The sequence below is a fragment of the Enterococcus rotai genome (genome assembly GCF_001465345.1).
Lineage (GTDB): Bacteria > Bacillota > Bacilli > Lactobacillales > Enterococcaceae > Enterococcus_L > Enterococcus_L rotai.
Map to the genome: position 1 here is coordinate 1253349 of NZ_CP013655.1, position 13958 is coordinate 1267306.

Consider the following 13958-nt stretch of genomic DNA (forward strand, 5'->3'; position numbering starts at 1 on the left):
AGGTTTTGATTGTCTAATTATTTAGGAATGTTAATAACCGGACAAAGATGTCCTGTTAGAAAAAGACAGAAAAAAGTAAAGTAATACATGTAAAGAGGAAACAGAGCAAAAAACTAGAAAGGAGCTAACGAGTTCTAGTAAGGATTATAAAAAATGACAAAGATGTCCTGTTAGAAAAAAGGATAAAACAGTAAAGTAATACATATCAGGAAGACCTAAATAGAAAAGGAAAGGAGGAATTAGAGTATGAAATTATGGAGCATCTTATGTAATTTTTGGTGGAGAATATAAAAAAACTTGAGTAAGTATAAAATTATAACATGAGAGAAAAAAACATAAATAATTAGCTACTAAAAAGGTAGGGAATATTCATGACAAAGATAAAATATTTTTTTAAAGATCAAGAAGTTATACATAGAAAATTAGTTATTGTAAATGATGGCAATGAAGATAAGCTATTGAAAATACTTAACAAAGGCGAGCTGTTGAAAATTGTTATGCTTCCTCAAAAAACAGAAAAGGAATTACTTTTTGATTATTTGAATGTAGAAGATGTTGAAGTGCTAGAAATAAAGTAAAGAAAATTCAGTTAAATCATAGGAGTGATAAAGATGCAAGAAGTTACAATGAATAACTATTTAGTAAAAACGAAGAGTTTAGTAAAAAAATATAAAGATTATCATGCTGTAAATGAAGTATCAATGACGATCAATCAGGGAGATATTTATGGATTTATTGGTAAAAATGGTGCAGGTAAAACGACTTTTATTCGGATGTTAACTAATTTAATCGAGAAAAGTTCAGGTAGTATCGAATTTTTTAACGGTAAGGAAAAAATAAAAGTTGGTGCTGTGATAGAATCACCAGCATGCTACCCCTATCTATCTGCACAAGAAAATTTGAATTATTATGCTATTCAAATTAATTTGCCTGATAGAAAAAATCGCATTAAAGAAGTGCTGGAGTTTATTGGATTAGGAGCTGTGGGTAAGAAAATGTTTAAAGATTTTTCTTTAGGCATGAAGCAGCGCTTAGGCATTGGGTTAGCTATTTTGAATAATCCGAATTTACTTATTTTAGATGAACCAACTAATGGTTTAGATCCACAAGGGATTGTTGAAATTAGAGAAATCATAAAAAAATTAAATAAAGAGTACAAAACAACGATCTTAGTATCCAGTCATATTTTATCAGAATTATCAATGATAGCGACTAGATATGGAATTATTCACCAAGGAAAATTGATTAAAGAAGTGACGACTCAAGAACTTGAGACTGAATGCAAAAAAACAATCATTCTATCAAGTATGGATAATCAAAAATGCCAGGATGTTTTAGAAAAAGAAGGGTATGTTGTGCATATTGATGATGCTAAATTAACAGTTAATGCAGAAAAGTCTGAAATGCCAAGTATTTCTGAGCTTCTATTTAACAATCAATTGTATCTTACTTATTTTTCATACAAAGAAGAAAGCTTAGAAGACTATTATTTAAAATTAACAGAGTAGAGGAGAGTTTATATGTTAAGTCTATTAAAATCAGATAGTTATAGAATTTTAAAAGGAAAGCTTGGTTTTTATTCAGTAGCAGGTTTAATCATATTCGGCATATTTTTTGGAATAGTTAGAGATGATACACCCAGTTTAGAAGTGATCCAAGATGGTTTATCTAGTGCTTCGATTTTTGTCTCAATTTTTATGATCAATATTTTTATTATTGTTTGGGGCCATGAGTTTACTTATCGGGTCGTCAATAATTCATTGATTTTTGGAATTAAAAGATGGGTATATTTTCTAAGCAAGGTTGTATTAACCTTCGGTATGGTGATTCTCTTTTTAGTCATTTATACAGGAGCATTAGCGAGTACGGTGTGGATCACAGGTGGCGGTTTTTCTCTGATCGAAATGATAAAAATAATGTTATTGCAGCTACCATTGTATTTTTCAGTCAGTCTTATAGGTGTATTGTTGTTTAACGTTATTAAATCAAGTAATGTTGCAACGGCCGTATTTGTAGCGCTGATTTTGATTGGAGAAGGTCTAGTTTCAAGCATTATCTCAAGTTATTTTTTAGCAGCAAATGCGCTATTAGATACGCTACTATTTACGAATATTAGACAACTGACAGACTATCAAAATGTATCAAACCAGACCTTTGTAATTGTTTTTAGCAGTGCATTAGTCTATAGCATCATATTCTATGTATGTAGCTATACTTTATTTAAAGAAAGAGATTTCAAATAATAAAAAATAGAAGAGGGAAGTGAATTGTATGAAAAAGAAACTGATGATTTTAATCCTTGTGGTCGCAGTTGTTCTTTTTGTTGGCTATACAACAATACGCTCAGATAAAACCACAAAAGCTATAACAAAAGAGTGGAGTTTTTCAGCAGATGTGATTGACTCGCTATCGTTATTGGGCGCAGAACAAGATGTTAAGACAACGATTATTGAAACTGAAAAAGAAGAAACTGTGGTTAAATTAGCTGGAAAAGTGTCTGATAAAACAGAAAAAGAGCTCAATAAGGCAAAGACTAAGGCAGCGAGTTTAGAAATTACATTGTCCGATATAGATGGATTCAAATTGATGCCAAGCAGTGATGGGAAAAGTGAACTAGAAATGAAAGTTTTCTTAGGTAAAAATGCAAGCATAAAAAATTTGAAAATAGAGTCAATAGTAGGAAATGTTGATGTTACGGTCCCGCAAGATTTTCAAGGGAAGTATGTGACGACTGCTAAAAATGGCGGAGAAGTTTTAGCAGTTCCAGATACAAGTAAAGATCAGGATGAAGTTATAGAGATTAGTACCATCGGAGATATTCGCATTAAAAAGTAAGGAGAATGTACTATGTATGCCCATTATATGCAACATTCAACGACAGATTGTGGAATCGCCTCGTTAAAAACGATATTAAAACAACTACGAATAAAAATTGGTAATGAGAATGAATTATATCAACATTATAGTATTAAAAAAACGCAAGGACTTTCTCTTGATGAAATGAAAACCATTTTAAAAAAGTACGGAGTGAACTCTAGTGCATATGGAGTGACAGATTTTGAGAAATTAAAAAAAGTTGAAAAGCTTCCTATGCTATTGGTCGTAGAGAATGATGGTGTGGGTCACTATATAGTTGTTCATGAGATAAAGGATAATCAGTCATTCATAGTCTCTAATCCTGCAGAAAGAACTCTAATAGAATACGATGAAGCCTATTTAAAATCGATATTTTTAGGCTATGCCCTATGTATTGCAGATTCTAATTCACTTGTTACAAATAGATCAAAAATGAAATTCAGAATGAATAAGGTGGAATCAAGTTTAGGTAAAAGACTTTACAAAGAAGTCATGCAAGAGATTTCTTATAGCTTAAAAGTAAAAATGATTGGATTGATCTTGTTAAAATACCTACTTCCGATAGTAACAACTTTTCTAATTCAAGGAACACTATCATTAAATAGAACAGATTCTGCTCCTATGTTTGTTTTTGTAATATCTGTAGCGTTATTGTTGATTTTAGGATTCTATAAAATCAATATTATGGAAGGAAAGCAAAAAGTTACACTTGAAAATAAGATTCAAGAAAAAATTTTAATGAAATATTATGTTCAAAAAGTTAGTGATATCAAATCTGGCGGTAATAGTGATAATGTCACTGGTTATTTTTGGAATTTGTTTGGTTCAGTTTCGGGTTTGCTGGAAAAATTTTATTTTAAGCTTAATTTAGTTTATGTGTTGCTATTGGCAAGTATTGTTTTCAGTATAACGCCTTTATTATTTGGTGTTTTAGTTTTCTGGATTGGTTTATTTTCTTATTTTTTAAAAAGGAAAATAGATATTATTAGAAATAATGAAAAAGATGTCATTGGAAAATCATCGGCGTTTTCATTCTCTGTTGAGAATAATATTAAAAGCTCATTTGATATCAATTTGTTTTCCAAGAATAAAGAAGCAGAAAGCTTTGTTCAACAGAAAATCCAAGATTATTTTGAAAGTAAAAATCAAATGGTCACGAATGATTTGAAAATAGCTTCAATGTTTCAAGTGTTTTCAACGCTTATCTCAATTTCAACATTTGTTGTGTTCGGTGTAAATGCAGCACTTCACACTGGAAGTACTACTAGTTTATTAAATGATTCAAATGGTATTTTGATTATTTCTATCATACTTAGTTCAGTTGCGCCAGTTCTGCAATCATGGTTGAGTTATCAAAAAAGTGCCATTGCGATTGATTATATTCAAAGTGGCGAAGATTATACTGAGCAAGCGGAAAAATCAGAGGATGTATTAGATGTTCCAAAAATCACCACTATTGATGTGAAGAATTTGAATTTTTCTTATGATGAGAAAAAAACGATATTCAAACAGTTTGATACGAGATTTGAAGCAGGAAAACTATACACTCTTATTGGAGATAATGGTTGCGGAAAATCAACACTCATTAATTTACTTTCAGGGGTGTTAGATCCAGATTCTGGAACAATGATTGTTAATGAATCAGTCGAAAAGAGCTCATTTAAAAATACCAATATTAGAGAATATATTAGTTTGTATTCGCCTGAATTCAATTTGTATGGCAATACCGTTGGTCGTAATATTCGCTATAAGGTGTTTAACGAGCCTTTGACAACAGAGGAGAAGTCTCACTATGATGACTTGCTGGATTTAAAGTTGCCAAATAGTTATTTCATTCAGAGTGAGGGGCGGAACTTATCTCAAGGTCAAAAACAAAAAATTCTATTAATGCGAGCTTTGTATCAAGATACAAGCCTTTATATTTTTGATGAACCAACTGGAAATTTAGATAGTGCGTCTAAGAAAAAATTTATGAATTATATCAAAAAACTAGCCAATGATGAAAAAAAGATCGTGATTGTAATAAGTCATGAGACAGATGTTTTAGAATATGCTGATGAAATTATCAATATAAAAGAAAAAAGACGGGGGGATAAGAATGAAAAATAAAACAGGAATACTGTTATTGTCCATCGTTGTTATTGTATTTTTTGTGATTCTAACAGCAACTAAATCGAGTGCCAGTATAAAAGACAACACAATATCAATCCAGCAAATCGAAGATACCATTACAAACAAAGAAGACACATTCATTTTAGTAGGAAATCGAAATTGCACGTCATGTCAAATGTTTCTCCCAATTTTAGAAAAAGCAGCGAAAAAAACAGATACTGAAGTCTATTATCTGGATACTGAAAATACTAGTAATAAAAAGTTTATAACTAGTAATAACGTAACAGTGACACCAACGATACTAGTGATCAAAGCTGGTGAACTAACACGCTATGAAGGTGCTCTAGAGTATGACACAACAAAAAATATTCTTGAAGGTAGGGAAGTAGAATGAAGTTAAAGAGAATAGCAGTAATCTTGTCAGTAATTGGATTGTTTAGCTTGGGTGGAACGGCATATGCATTAAAAGTAGACAATGATAAGAAAGATCAGCAATTAGTTGTTGAACAGTCTAACTATCCAGAGATTTACAACACGGTAGATTCAATTACGTTTGATAGCTTTAAAGAAAAACTTGAAAAACGAGAAGATTTTTATGTTTATGTAGGTCGACCTACATGTGGAGACTGTAATGACTTTGAGCCGGAATTTATTAAATTGGTGGAAGAAAAAAACATTTCACAACAGATATTTTATTTAAATGTCGCAAAGGTTAAAGAGAATGAGGAAGAATGGGAAAAGTTCAAGTTGGATTACAACATTAAGTATACTCCAACACTAGCTAAATATAGTAAAGGTATTTTGACGAATAAAATAGAGTGGACACCCGAAAATGGAATATCCCTGCAGAAAGTCGCAGAGTGGATAGATAGATATGTTGAGCCAGCAGCGTTAGTCAAATAACTACTGAGTTATTAAATCCATAAAAAGAGGAGGAAAAGAAGATGAAAGAATTAACGAAAAATGAAGCAAAAACAGTAGAGGGTGGATTGAGATTTTGTTTCTTCTATTGGAAAGGCTGGGGCTTCTTCTGTAAATAAGAAGGCAGTAAGTAAGAGAGAACAGGTTTAAAGGGAATCAATGTAAAGCAACCATAAAAAGAGGAGGAAAAGAAGATGAAAGAATTAACGAAAAATGAAGCAAAAACAGTAGAGGGTGGATTGAGATTTTGTTTCTTCTATTGGAAGGGCTGGGGCTTCTTCTGCAAATAAAAAGAAGTAGCTAAGAGATCACTAAGTTATTGAATAGAGTAAGTAATGAGTAAAAAAAGATAGAGATTTAAGTAGTTTATTCATAGAAACTACGATCGTGACCTGGTCCATTTAGGAACAGGTTGCGTTTTTTTGTTTGTAATAGAAGTTGACTATGTGATTTTATAAGATAACTTTTTATAGCATACACTCGTAAGGTAATTTCACGCTTTAGAATTTGAGTATTTGTTGAAAGGATTCTTTTGTTATAGGCAAATCAATATCATTATTTTTTTATTCGGCTTATGATAAAGAAAGGAAGAGGTGAGGGAATCATGGAACACAATTACGAAAAAGCGATTTTTGCAGGAGGCTGTTTTTGGTGCATGGTCAAACCATTTGATACTCAACCAGGTATTATTTCGGTTGTAGCCGGATATACTGGTGGACATGTCAAAAATCCAACCTATGAGCAAGTCACAACAGGAATGACTGGTCACACAGAAGCTGTTGAGATAACCTATGATCCTACGATTATTCCATATGAAGAACTAGTAGAAACATATTGGCAGCAAACAGATCCAACCGATGCATTAGGACAATTTGCAGATCGTGGGGATTCTTATCGACCTGTTATCTTTTATGCAAATGAAGCACAAAAAGAAAGTGCAGAAAAATCAAAAGCGGCATTACAAGCAAGTGGTCGCTTTACGCAGCCAATCGTTACCAAGATTGAGCCAGCACAAGCTTTTTATCCCGCAGAAGACTATCACCAAGATTATTATAAAAAGCATAGTGTACATTATAATCTGTATAAGGAAGGTTCCGGACGTGCTGGATTTATTCGGAAAAATTGGAAAGCTAAATAATTTGAAGTGATGAGCCGGTACAAAACTAAAGTCAGTTTTGTCTCGAGCTCATTCTTTATTTCCATATTAGTACAAAAAATAGTCCGATACTTAAAAAAGGCACAAAAGGCAGTTGTCGGATAGTTTTCTTTAAAATGTATTGGGAGATGAAAAGAAAAAGCAAGCCGCTACTGCTGGCAATGAACAATAAAAATATAATCGCTTCGCCACCTAAAAATAAGCCCCACACTGTTAATAAGAAAATGTCGCCACCTCCCACAGAATCAGGAAAGATATAGTTTAGTATCTGTAAACCAATGAATAAAATCAAACTTGTAAACAGGTAAAAGGGGAATGCCAAATAAATATGTCCAATACATAATAAGATGGAACCGATATAAAATAATTTAGGTTCTACGATTAAATAAAGGAGGTCAGTTAAAGATAAAACGACAGCCATCAATAAAAAAAATAGAGAATAAATAGGATGAACCGCTTCAAGCAATACGTAAAAACACAGTGATCCGCAAATCAACTCACTAAAAAAATAAACATAAGATAGCTTACATTTGCAGTAACGACAGCGAAAACCCAAACATAGAATTGAAACGATCGGGATCAATTCGACCATCTTTAATTTAGTTTGGCAATAAGTGCAGTGGGAAGCAGGGCGCACTATTGATCGGTTGGCAGGTATACGTTCTGCCACTAAACAAAGAAATGAACCTATCACACTACCAATAATAAAATAAATAATCGACATAGAAAATACTCCTTTCATAAATAAATACGCAAATATCTCCCTTTTTAACTAGACAAATATTTTTTTATTAGGAATAATGAAAGGGAGAAATGAGGCGAGAACATGGAAAAAATAGCAATTGGTGTAGATATTGGTACAACGCAAACAAAGGCAGTCGCTTTTAGTGAGGATGGAGCAGTTCAAGCATCTGCTTATATTCGTTACCCGCTCATTCAGGAAACAGAAGGTATGGCAGAGCAAGATATAGATCAGATTTTTCAGGCTGTCATTACTTGTATTAGCTCGGTGGTGGCAAAAGTGCAGCCACATGAAATTTCAGTAGTATCCTTTTCAACGGCGATGCATGGCTTGATCGTCATGGACAAAAATCATCGGCCATTGACAAGAGTTATTACGTGGGCTGATAATCGTGCAGAGAAATATGCAGAAGAACTAAAAAACACGGCACTAGGAACATCTATTTATCAAAATACAGGGTTACCGATGCATCCAATGACCCCGTTTCATAAAATCCGCTGGCTGAGAGAAGAGTTTCCAGAGGTTTATGAACAAGCATATAAATTTATTGGGATGAAAGACTATATTTTTTATCGTTTATTTGATCAATATATTACCGATATCAGCACTGCTTCAGGAACAGGCTTTTTAAATATTCATGACCTGTTATGGGATCAACAAGCATTAGCGGAGCTGGAAATTACTACAGAGCAGTTGCCAAGACTAGTTAAACCTACTCAGCAATTAACTGGTTTAAAGAAAGAATGGTTAAGTCTGTTAGGATTGACGCCTCAAACAATTTTTGTGTTAGGCGGAGCAGATGGTCCGCTATCAAATTTAGGCTTAGGGGCTTTGAATCAAGGAACAGCTACTTTAACGGTTGGAACCAGTGGCGCATTGCGCTATATTGTTGAGCAGCCTCAGACTCATCCACAAGCAGAGACCTTTTGTTGTGTGCTGGATGAACATCGTTGGGTAATTGGCGGTGCAACAAGTAATGGTGCTGGTATTTTTGACTGGGCTTGTGAAAACTTTTTAAAAGAAGTTCAAATGGAAGCCCGTGAGACTGGTAAAAATCCTTATGATGCCGTGATGGAACTTGTGAAGGAGACACCGGCAGGAGCTAAAGGCTTACTGTTTCATCCTTATTTACTAGGAGAACGGGCACCATTATGGGATGCGGAGGCTACCGGTAATTTTGTTGGACTGAAAAGAAATCATGATGATAAGATTATGATGCGGGCTGTGGTTGAAGGAATTTGTTTGAATTTGAAACGTATTTTAACGGAATTGGAAGAGCTAGGCGGATCAGTGAAGGAAATTCGGGCCACAGGTGGATTTGCTGATTCAGAGGTTTTTAAACAGATCATGGCAGATATTTTTGGTTATAGGTTATCAATGACAGAAAGTGTCGAGGCATCTGCCATGGGGGCAGTTTTAGTAGGCTGGCAAAGCTTAGGAAAAATTCCCAGCTTGAAAGCAGCAGGTGATTTGGTAAAGATTTGTGAAATAGTTGAACCGAATAGTGAAAAGCAGCAAATTTATCAACAGATTTATCCACTATTTATCGCAACGCAACAGCAATTATCAGCCAGTTATCATCAATTAGCCAAACTAAGAGCTGATTTAGACTAAATTTTTTTGACAAATAACGCTGAACTTGTTTTACTAGTAGTAAGAGAACGGAGGAAAGGAAATGAAAAAAGTCTGGATCACTTCTTTGCTTTTGGTCGGAATTTTTCTGACAAGTTGCGGCTCAAAAGGAATCTCCGCAGAAGAGGCTGGTGAATTGTTTGTTGATCGCTTGGTCTATCAGAAAAGAGAAAATGAATTTTCGAAGGAATTTCGTGATGGCGAACAAGTAGGCAAAGAGTTAGATAAAAACAGTAATACGTTTGAAGAAAACTTTGCAAAAGGATTATCCTCAACAGGTGCCAAAGTTCCGCAAAAAGCAGCAAATCAACTAACAAAAGAATTATTACAACAGACAAAAGCAAAAACATCCTATAAGATTATTAAAATAGATGAAACAAAAACTGGGGCTGTAATTTCTTATTATGTAACTGGTTTAGATTTAGTGAGTGCTATGCAGGAGATGACCAGGCAGTTGGTAAAAGAAACCTTAGCTGATCCAGAAATAGCGAAAGATGATCAAAAAACACTAGATGCAACTTTTTCTATTTTGGAAGAACGGGTCAAATCAATCAAAATCAAAACAGATCCAGTTCAGCTTGAACTACGTTTAGAAAAGGAAAAGGGTAAATGGTTTATACCAGATAATCAAAAAGAAGCTGTATCCAATTTGTTCCTAGCATTTATTTCGGGTTCTGAAAATACAGAAGCGATGAATCAGGAGCTAGAAGAGGCAATGAATGAAGTTGCTAAAGAAATTATTGACTCATTAGATACTATGCCACTACCTAATAACAATTGATATTTCAGATTATAATAATTATCAAAAGATAATATTTATAAAAATGAAGATTTTACTGTACTTTTCCGGCATTTCGTACTACAATTATAGATGTAGATAAAAACTTTAGGAGGATGATGTATAATGAAATTTGAACAAACTAAAGAAGTGTTGAACCAACTAGTTGCAGATCTAAGCCAGTTTTCAGTGGTAATCCACCAAACACACTGGTATATGCGTGGCCCAGAATTCTTGACATTGCACCCTAAAATGGATGAATACATGGACCAAATCAATGACCAATTAGATGTTGTTTCTGAACGTTTGATTACATTAGATGGAGCTCCGTATTCAACTTTACAAGAATTTGCAGATCATACTGGTATTGCAGATGAAATCGGTACTTATGAACGCACAATTCCTGAGCGTATGGAAAAATTAGTTGAAGGTTATCGCTATTTAGCTGACTTATACCAAAAAGGAATCGATGTTTCCGGCGAAGAAGGCGACGATTCTACACAAGATATCTTTATCGCAAACAAAACTGATATTGAGAAAAATATCTGGATGTTGCAAGCAAAATTAGGGAAAGCACCTGGTATTGATGCAGATTCACGTACTAAAACTCGTTAATTTAAAACTTGTAAAAGCATATGAAAGATAGTTAGTTATCTTTCATATGCTTTTTTTAGTTTTCTTCGTTAGCTAGTTTCAGCTTGCTACGCATAATGGCAGCTTGGACTTGTTCAAAGCCGGTTCCACCGTATGAAGTCCGCCGTTCAACAGCTGTTTTTGAGGCTAAAGTTTGGTAGATGTCAGCTTCGATTAAGGGGGTAATCGTTTGGTATTTTTCTAAGGGAACATCTTGTAAGTAGATGCCTTGTTTTGTACATTCTAGGACTAATTTACCAACAATTTCATGTGCTTGCCTAAATGGTAACCCTTTGTTGGCTAGGTAGTCTGCTAATTCTGTAGCATTTGAAAAATCTTTTTCAGTTGCTTTTTCCATGATGTCTGTATTCAGCGTCATTGACTCAACCATACCAGCCATGATCTCTAAACTAGTTAAGATCGTGTGAGACGTATCAAACATCCCCTCTTTGTCTTCTTGTAGGTCTTTGTTGTAAGCTAACGGCAACCCTTTTAAAACGGTTAAGAGGCTGAATAAATTGCCATATACGCGACCAGATTTTCCTCGAATCAATTCTGCCATGTCAGGATTTTTTTTCTGTGGCATAATCGAGCTGCCAGTAGAAAAAGTATCGGTCAATTCGATAAATTGAAATTCGTGACTACACCATAAAATGATTTCTTCGCAAAATCTCGAAAGGTGCATCATTAAAATAGAACTATTGCTAAGAAATTCTAGAATAAAGTCACGGTCGCTCACGCCGTCCAAACTATTGTCATAGATCGAAGCAAAACCTAGTAGTTTAGCGGAATATGCTCGATCGATGGGAAATGTCGTACCCGCGAGTGCTGCACAGCCCAATGGCGAGATGTCGATTCGTTTTAAGCTCTCTGAAAAACGTTCTTGGTCTCGAGTTAGCATTCCATAATAGGCCATCATATGGTGGGCAAACGAAATCGGTTGAGCATGCTGTAAATGTGTATAGCCAGGCATGATCGTTTCAATATTTTCCTCAGCTTTATCTACTAAGACTTGGCGTAGTAAATGGATTTTTACAATGACTTCTTGAACGACTTCTTTTAAGTAAAGATGCATATCGGTTGCCACTTGATCATTTCGGCTGCGTCCTGTATGTAGTTTGCCAGCCACAGGACCAATTTCTTCATGTAAGTGCTTTTCGATATTTAAATGGATATCTTCATTTTCTATGCTGAATTCCAGTTCGCCAGCGTTTAGTTTTTGCTGAAGAGTATTAAGTCCGAAAGTAATCTGCTTGGCTTCATCAGTCGTCAAAATACCTGTTTTAGCTAACATTTTTACATGTGCGAGACTCCCTAAAATATCTTGTTTGGCTAATGTTTGATCGAAAGGGATCGAAGCACCGAATGAATCGATCCAAGCTTCACTTTTTCCTTCAAAACGTCCGCCCCATAATTTTCCCATTATCTGCACCTCTTTATTATGCATTATTATTCATTCTCAAGTTGCTTATTTTTCTTCATGGCCTATTGATTTCCTTATTTCCATCCGCAGGTAGAAAAGAAATTCTCCTAGAACAAGCCACTCGTTGAAGGTGAAACAATCGGATAACCTTATTTACAACGAATGTAAAAGCTATCTCACGTATAGAATCACTCTAATTTTGCTTGTTTAATGATGCTTGAACTTCCGCATTGACTTTAGTTGGTAGGCCCCAAAGTTTGATAAAGCCAACAGCTGCTGCTTGATCAAAAGTATCAGCAGATGTATAAGTTGCTAGATTTTCGTTGTAGAGACTATTTTCTGATTTACGACCTTCAACAATTGCATGCCCTTTGAACAATTTTACTCGAACTACGCCATTTACGTATTTTTGAGTAGACTTTAAAAAAGCGATCAAGGCATCGGTTAACGGATTGAACCACAATCCATCGTAAATGATTTGTGATAATTGATTTTCGATGATTGGTTTAAAATGAGCCATTTCACGGACAAAGGTCAAATCTTCCAGCTCTTTATGAGCGGTCATTAGAGTGATCGCTGCTGGACATTCATAAACTTCACGTGATTTGATTCCCACTAAGCGGTTTTCCACATGATCGATTCGCCCAATGCCATGTTTACCAGCTAAGTCATTTAAATCGAGGATCAACTCAGATAACAGCATGGTTTTGCCATTGATAGCTGTCGGAACGCCCTCAACAAAAGTTAGCTCGATGACATCTGCTTCATCAGGTGCATTCTCCAAACTGGCGGTTAGTTCGTAGGCGCCTTCAGGAGGTGTAGCCCAGGGATCTTCTAAAATGCCACATTCATTAGCTCGGCCCCAAAGGTTTTGGTCAACTGAATAAGGATTGTCCAAATCAGCTGGGACGGGAACCCCTTTTTCTTTAGCGTAATTGATTTCTTCTTCACGAGACCATTTCCATTCACGAACAGGTGCAATAACACTGATTTCGGGTGCAAGGGCATTGATCGCAACCTCAAATCGAACTTGATCATTCCCTTTTCCTGTACAACCGTGGGCAATTGTTGTTGCCCCTGTTTCGTGAGCTAATTCGACTAATTTTTTAGCAATCAAAGGACGAGATAACGCAGAAACTAGAGGGTAAGATTGCTCATAAAAAGTATGGCCTTGTAAAGCAATCAAAGCAAATTCTTGGGCGAACTCTTCTTTGGCATCAATAGTATAAGAAGCAGATGCCCCCACTTCTAACGCCTTATTCTTGATAAAATCTAAATCTTTCTTTTCACCAACATCTAAACAGCAAGCGATCACATCATAGCCTTCATCCACTAACCATTTAACAGCAACAGAGGTATCTAGTCCTCCAGAATAGGCTAAAACAACTTTTTCTTTCATGAGTAACACTCCTTATTTTCTAATTGTCTTTTTTGATTGTTCTCATCATATCACTTGAAAATGCAAAAATCAACACTTTTTATAAATAAATATACATAAAAATAAATATTTTAGGAATAATATACATTTTTGCTTTTGGAAGGCGCGTAATATACATTACGCATATTTAGGTGTTTTCCATTTTGAAATTAGAAGTAAAATTTTTTAATCTTAAAAAAATTAGAAGAAAAATAGTGGAAAACCTCAGAAATTCATTGACTTTACTAGTGATAGAAGGTATCATATTAAATGGTATTGTTTGCCCCA

The 13958-nt window shown here is 34.7% G+C and carries 14 protein-coding genes; 11 read left to right on the forward strand and 3 right to left on the reverse strand.

Translation table 11 applies throughout. The features are described 5' to 3' along the window. Positions 1-371: 371 nt before the first annotated feature. From ATZ35_RS05815 to msrA, 8 genes are all read left to right on the forward strand, one after another. Entirely contained in the window at positions 372-578 is a 207-nt protein-coding gene (locus ATZ35_RS05815; protein WP_208929899.1) for a hypothetical protein, read from the forward strand. Between the two features lie 33 nt (positions 579-611). Continuing rightward, a complete protein-coding gene (locus tag ATZ35_RS05820) occupies positions 612-1508 on the forward strand; it encodes an ABC transporter ATP-binding protein (protein ID WP_208929900.1) in 897 nt (298 codons plus the stop codon). Positions 1509-1520: 12 nt separating this feature from the next. Then, entirely contained in the window at positions 1521-2243 is a 723-nt protein-coding gene (locus tag ATZ35_RS05825) for an ABC-2 transporter permease family protein (RefSeq protein WP_208929901.1), read from the forward strand. 28 nt (positions 2244-2271) lie between these two features. Then, positions 2272-2835 (forward strand): hypothetical protein, encoded by a 564-nt coding sequence (locus ATZ35_RS05830; RefSeq protein ID WP_208929902.1) that lies wholly within the window; start codon positions 2272-2274, stop codon positions 2833-2835. 12 nt (positions 2836-2847) lie between these two features. Continuing rightward, a complete protein-coding gene (locus ATZ35_RS05835; protein ID WP_208929903.1) occupies positions 2848-4965 on the forward strand; it encodes an ATP-binding cassette domain-containing protein in 2118 nt (705 codons plus the stop codon). Beyond that, on the forward strand, positions 4955-5362 hold the full coding sequence (locus ATZ35_RS05840; protein ID WP_208929904.1) for a thioredoxin family protein: 408 nt from the start codon (positions 4955-4957) through the stop codon (positions 5360-5362). The genes ATZ35_RS05835 and ATZ35_RS05840 overlap by 11 nt, the downstream gene beginning before the upstream one ends. Next, positions 5359-5871, forward strand: a complete 513-nt coding sequence (locus ATZ35_RS05845) for a thioredoxin family protein (protein ID WP_208929905.1) — start codon at positions 5359-5361, stop codon at positions 5869-5871. Before ATZ35_RS05840 ends, ATZ35_RS05845 begins: the two co-directional genes overlap by 4 nt. A gap of 622 nt (positions 5872-6493) precedes the next feature. Next, positions 6494-7027 carry a peptide-methionine (S)-S-oxide reductase MsrA gene (gene msrA / locus ATZ35_RS05850; protein WP_208929906.1) on the forward strand — a complete coding sequence of 178 codons (534 nt, stop codon included), beginning with the start codon at positions 6494-6496 and terminating at the stop codon, positions 7025-7027. A gap of 55 nt (positions 7028-7082) precedes the next feature. On the opposite strand, the gene ATZ35_RS05855 is transcribed toward msrA, so the two are convergent. After that, on the reverse strand, positions 7083-7769 hold the full coding sequence (locus tag ATZ35_RS05855; protein WP_208929907.1) for a prepilin peptidase: 687 nt from the start codon (positions 7767-7769) through the stop codon (positions 7083-7085). Between the two features lie 102 nt (positions 7770-7871). Here ATZ35_RS05855 and ATZ35_RS05860 point away from each other — a divergent pair, with 102 nt between their 5' ends. From ATZ35_RS05860 to ATZ35_RS05870, 3 genes are all read left to right on the forward strand, one after another. Further along, positions 7872-9401 carry a gluconokinase gene (locus tag ATZ35_RS05860; RefSeq protein WP_208929908.1) on the forward strand — a complete coding sequence of 510 codons (1530 nt, stop codon included), beginning with the start codon at positions 7872-7874 and terminating at the stop codon, positions 9399-9401. Positions 9402-9462: 61 nt separating this feature from the next. Further along, entirely contained in the window at positions 9463-10200 is a 738-nt protein-coding gene (locus tag ATZ35_RS05865; RefSeq protein WP_208929909.1) for a DUF5105 domain-containing protein, read from the forward strand. A 123-nt stretch (positions 10201-10323) separates the two neighbouring features. Next, complete coding sequence (locus ATZ35_RS05870; protein ID WP_208929910.1) at positions 10324-10812, forward strand: Dps family protein; 489 nt, start codon at positions 10324-10326, stop codon at positions 10810-10812. 55 nt (positions 10813-10867) lie between these two features. Here ATZ35_RS05870 and argH read toward each other — a convergent pair whose 3' ends face one another. Both argH and ATZ35_RS05880 read right to left on the reverse strand, forming a co-directional pair. Then, positions 10868-12253, reverse strand: a complete 1386-nt coding sequence (gene argH / locus ATZ35_RS05875; protein ID WP_208929911.1) for an argininosuccinate lyase — start codon at positions 12251-12253, stop codon at positions 10868-10870. A gap of 193 nt (positions 12254-12446) precedes the next feature. Continuing rightward, a complete protein-coding gene (locus ATZ35_RS05880) occupies positions 12447-13652 on the reverse strand; it encodes an argininosuccinate synthase (protein WP_208929912.1) in 1206 nt (401 codons plus the stop codon). Positions 13653-13958 lie beyond the last annotated feature (306 nt).

Bases quoted from the DNA above. Each gene is read 5' to 3' on its own strand.
- ATZ35_RS05815 (WP_208929899.1), top strand. From the start codon at position 372: ATGACAAAGATAAAATATTTTTTTAAAGATCAAGAAGTTATACATAGA.
- ATZ35_RS05820 (WP_208929900.1), top strand. From the start codon at position 612: ATGCAAGAAGTTACAATGAATAACTATTTAGTAAAAACGAAGAGTTTA.
- ATZ35_RS05825 (WP_208929901.1), top strand. From the start codon at position 1,521: ATGTTAAGTCTATTAAAATCAGATAGTTATAGAATTTTAAAAGGAAAG.
- ATZ35_RS05830 (WP_208929902.1), top strand. From the start codon at position 2,272: ATGAAAAAGAAACTGATGATTTTAATCCTTGTGGTCGCAGTTGTTCTT.
- ATZ35_RS05835 (WP_208929903.1), top strand. From the start codon at position 2,848: ATGTATGCCCATTATATGCAACATTCAACGACAGATTGTGGAATCGCC.
- ATZ35_RS05840 (WP_208929904.1), top strand. From the start codon at position 4,955: ATGAAAAATAAAACAGGAATACTGTTATTGTCCATCGTTGTTATTGTA.
- ATZ35_RS05845 (WP_208929905.1), top strand. From the start codon at position 5,359: ATGAAGTTAAAGAGAATAGCAGTAATCTTGTCAGTAATTGGATTGTTT.
- msrA (WP_208929906.1), top strand. From the start codon at position 6,494: ATGGAACACAATTACGAAAAAGCGATTTTTGCAGGAGGCTGTTTTTGG.
- ATZ35_RS05855 (WP_208929907.1), bottom strand. From the start codon at position 7,769: ATGTCGATTATTTATTTTATTATTGGTAGTGTGATAGGTTCATTTCTT.
- ATZ35_RS05860 (WP_208929908.1), top strand. From the start codon at position 7,872: ATGGAAAAAATAGCAATTGGTGTAGATATTGGTACAACGCAAACAAAG.
- ATZ35_RS05865 (WP_208929909.1), top strand. From the start codon at position 9,463: ATGAAAAAAGTCTGGATCACTTCTTTGCTTTTGGTCGGAATTTTTCTG.
- ATZ35_RS05870 (WP_208929910.1), top strand. From the start codon at position 10,324: ATGAAATTTGAACAAACTAAAGAAGTGTTGAACCAACTAGTTGCAGAT.
- argH (WP_208929911.1), bottom strand. From the start codon at position 12,253: ATGGGAAAATTATGGGGCGGACGTTTTGAAGGAAAAAGTGAAGCTTGG.
- ATZ35_RS05880 (WP_208929912.1), bottom strand. From the start codon at position 13,652: ATGAAAGAAAAAGTTGTTTTAGCCTATTCTGGAGGACTAGATACCTCT.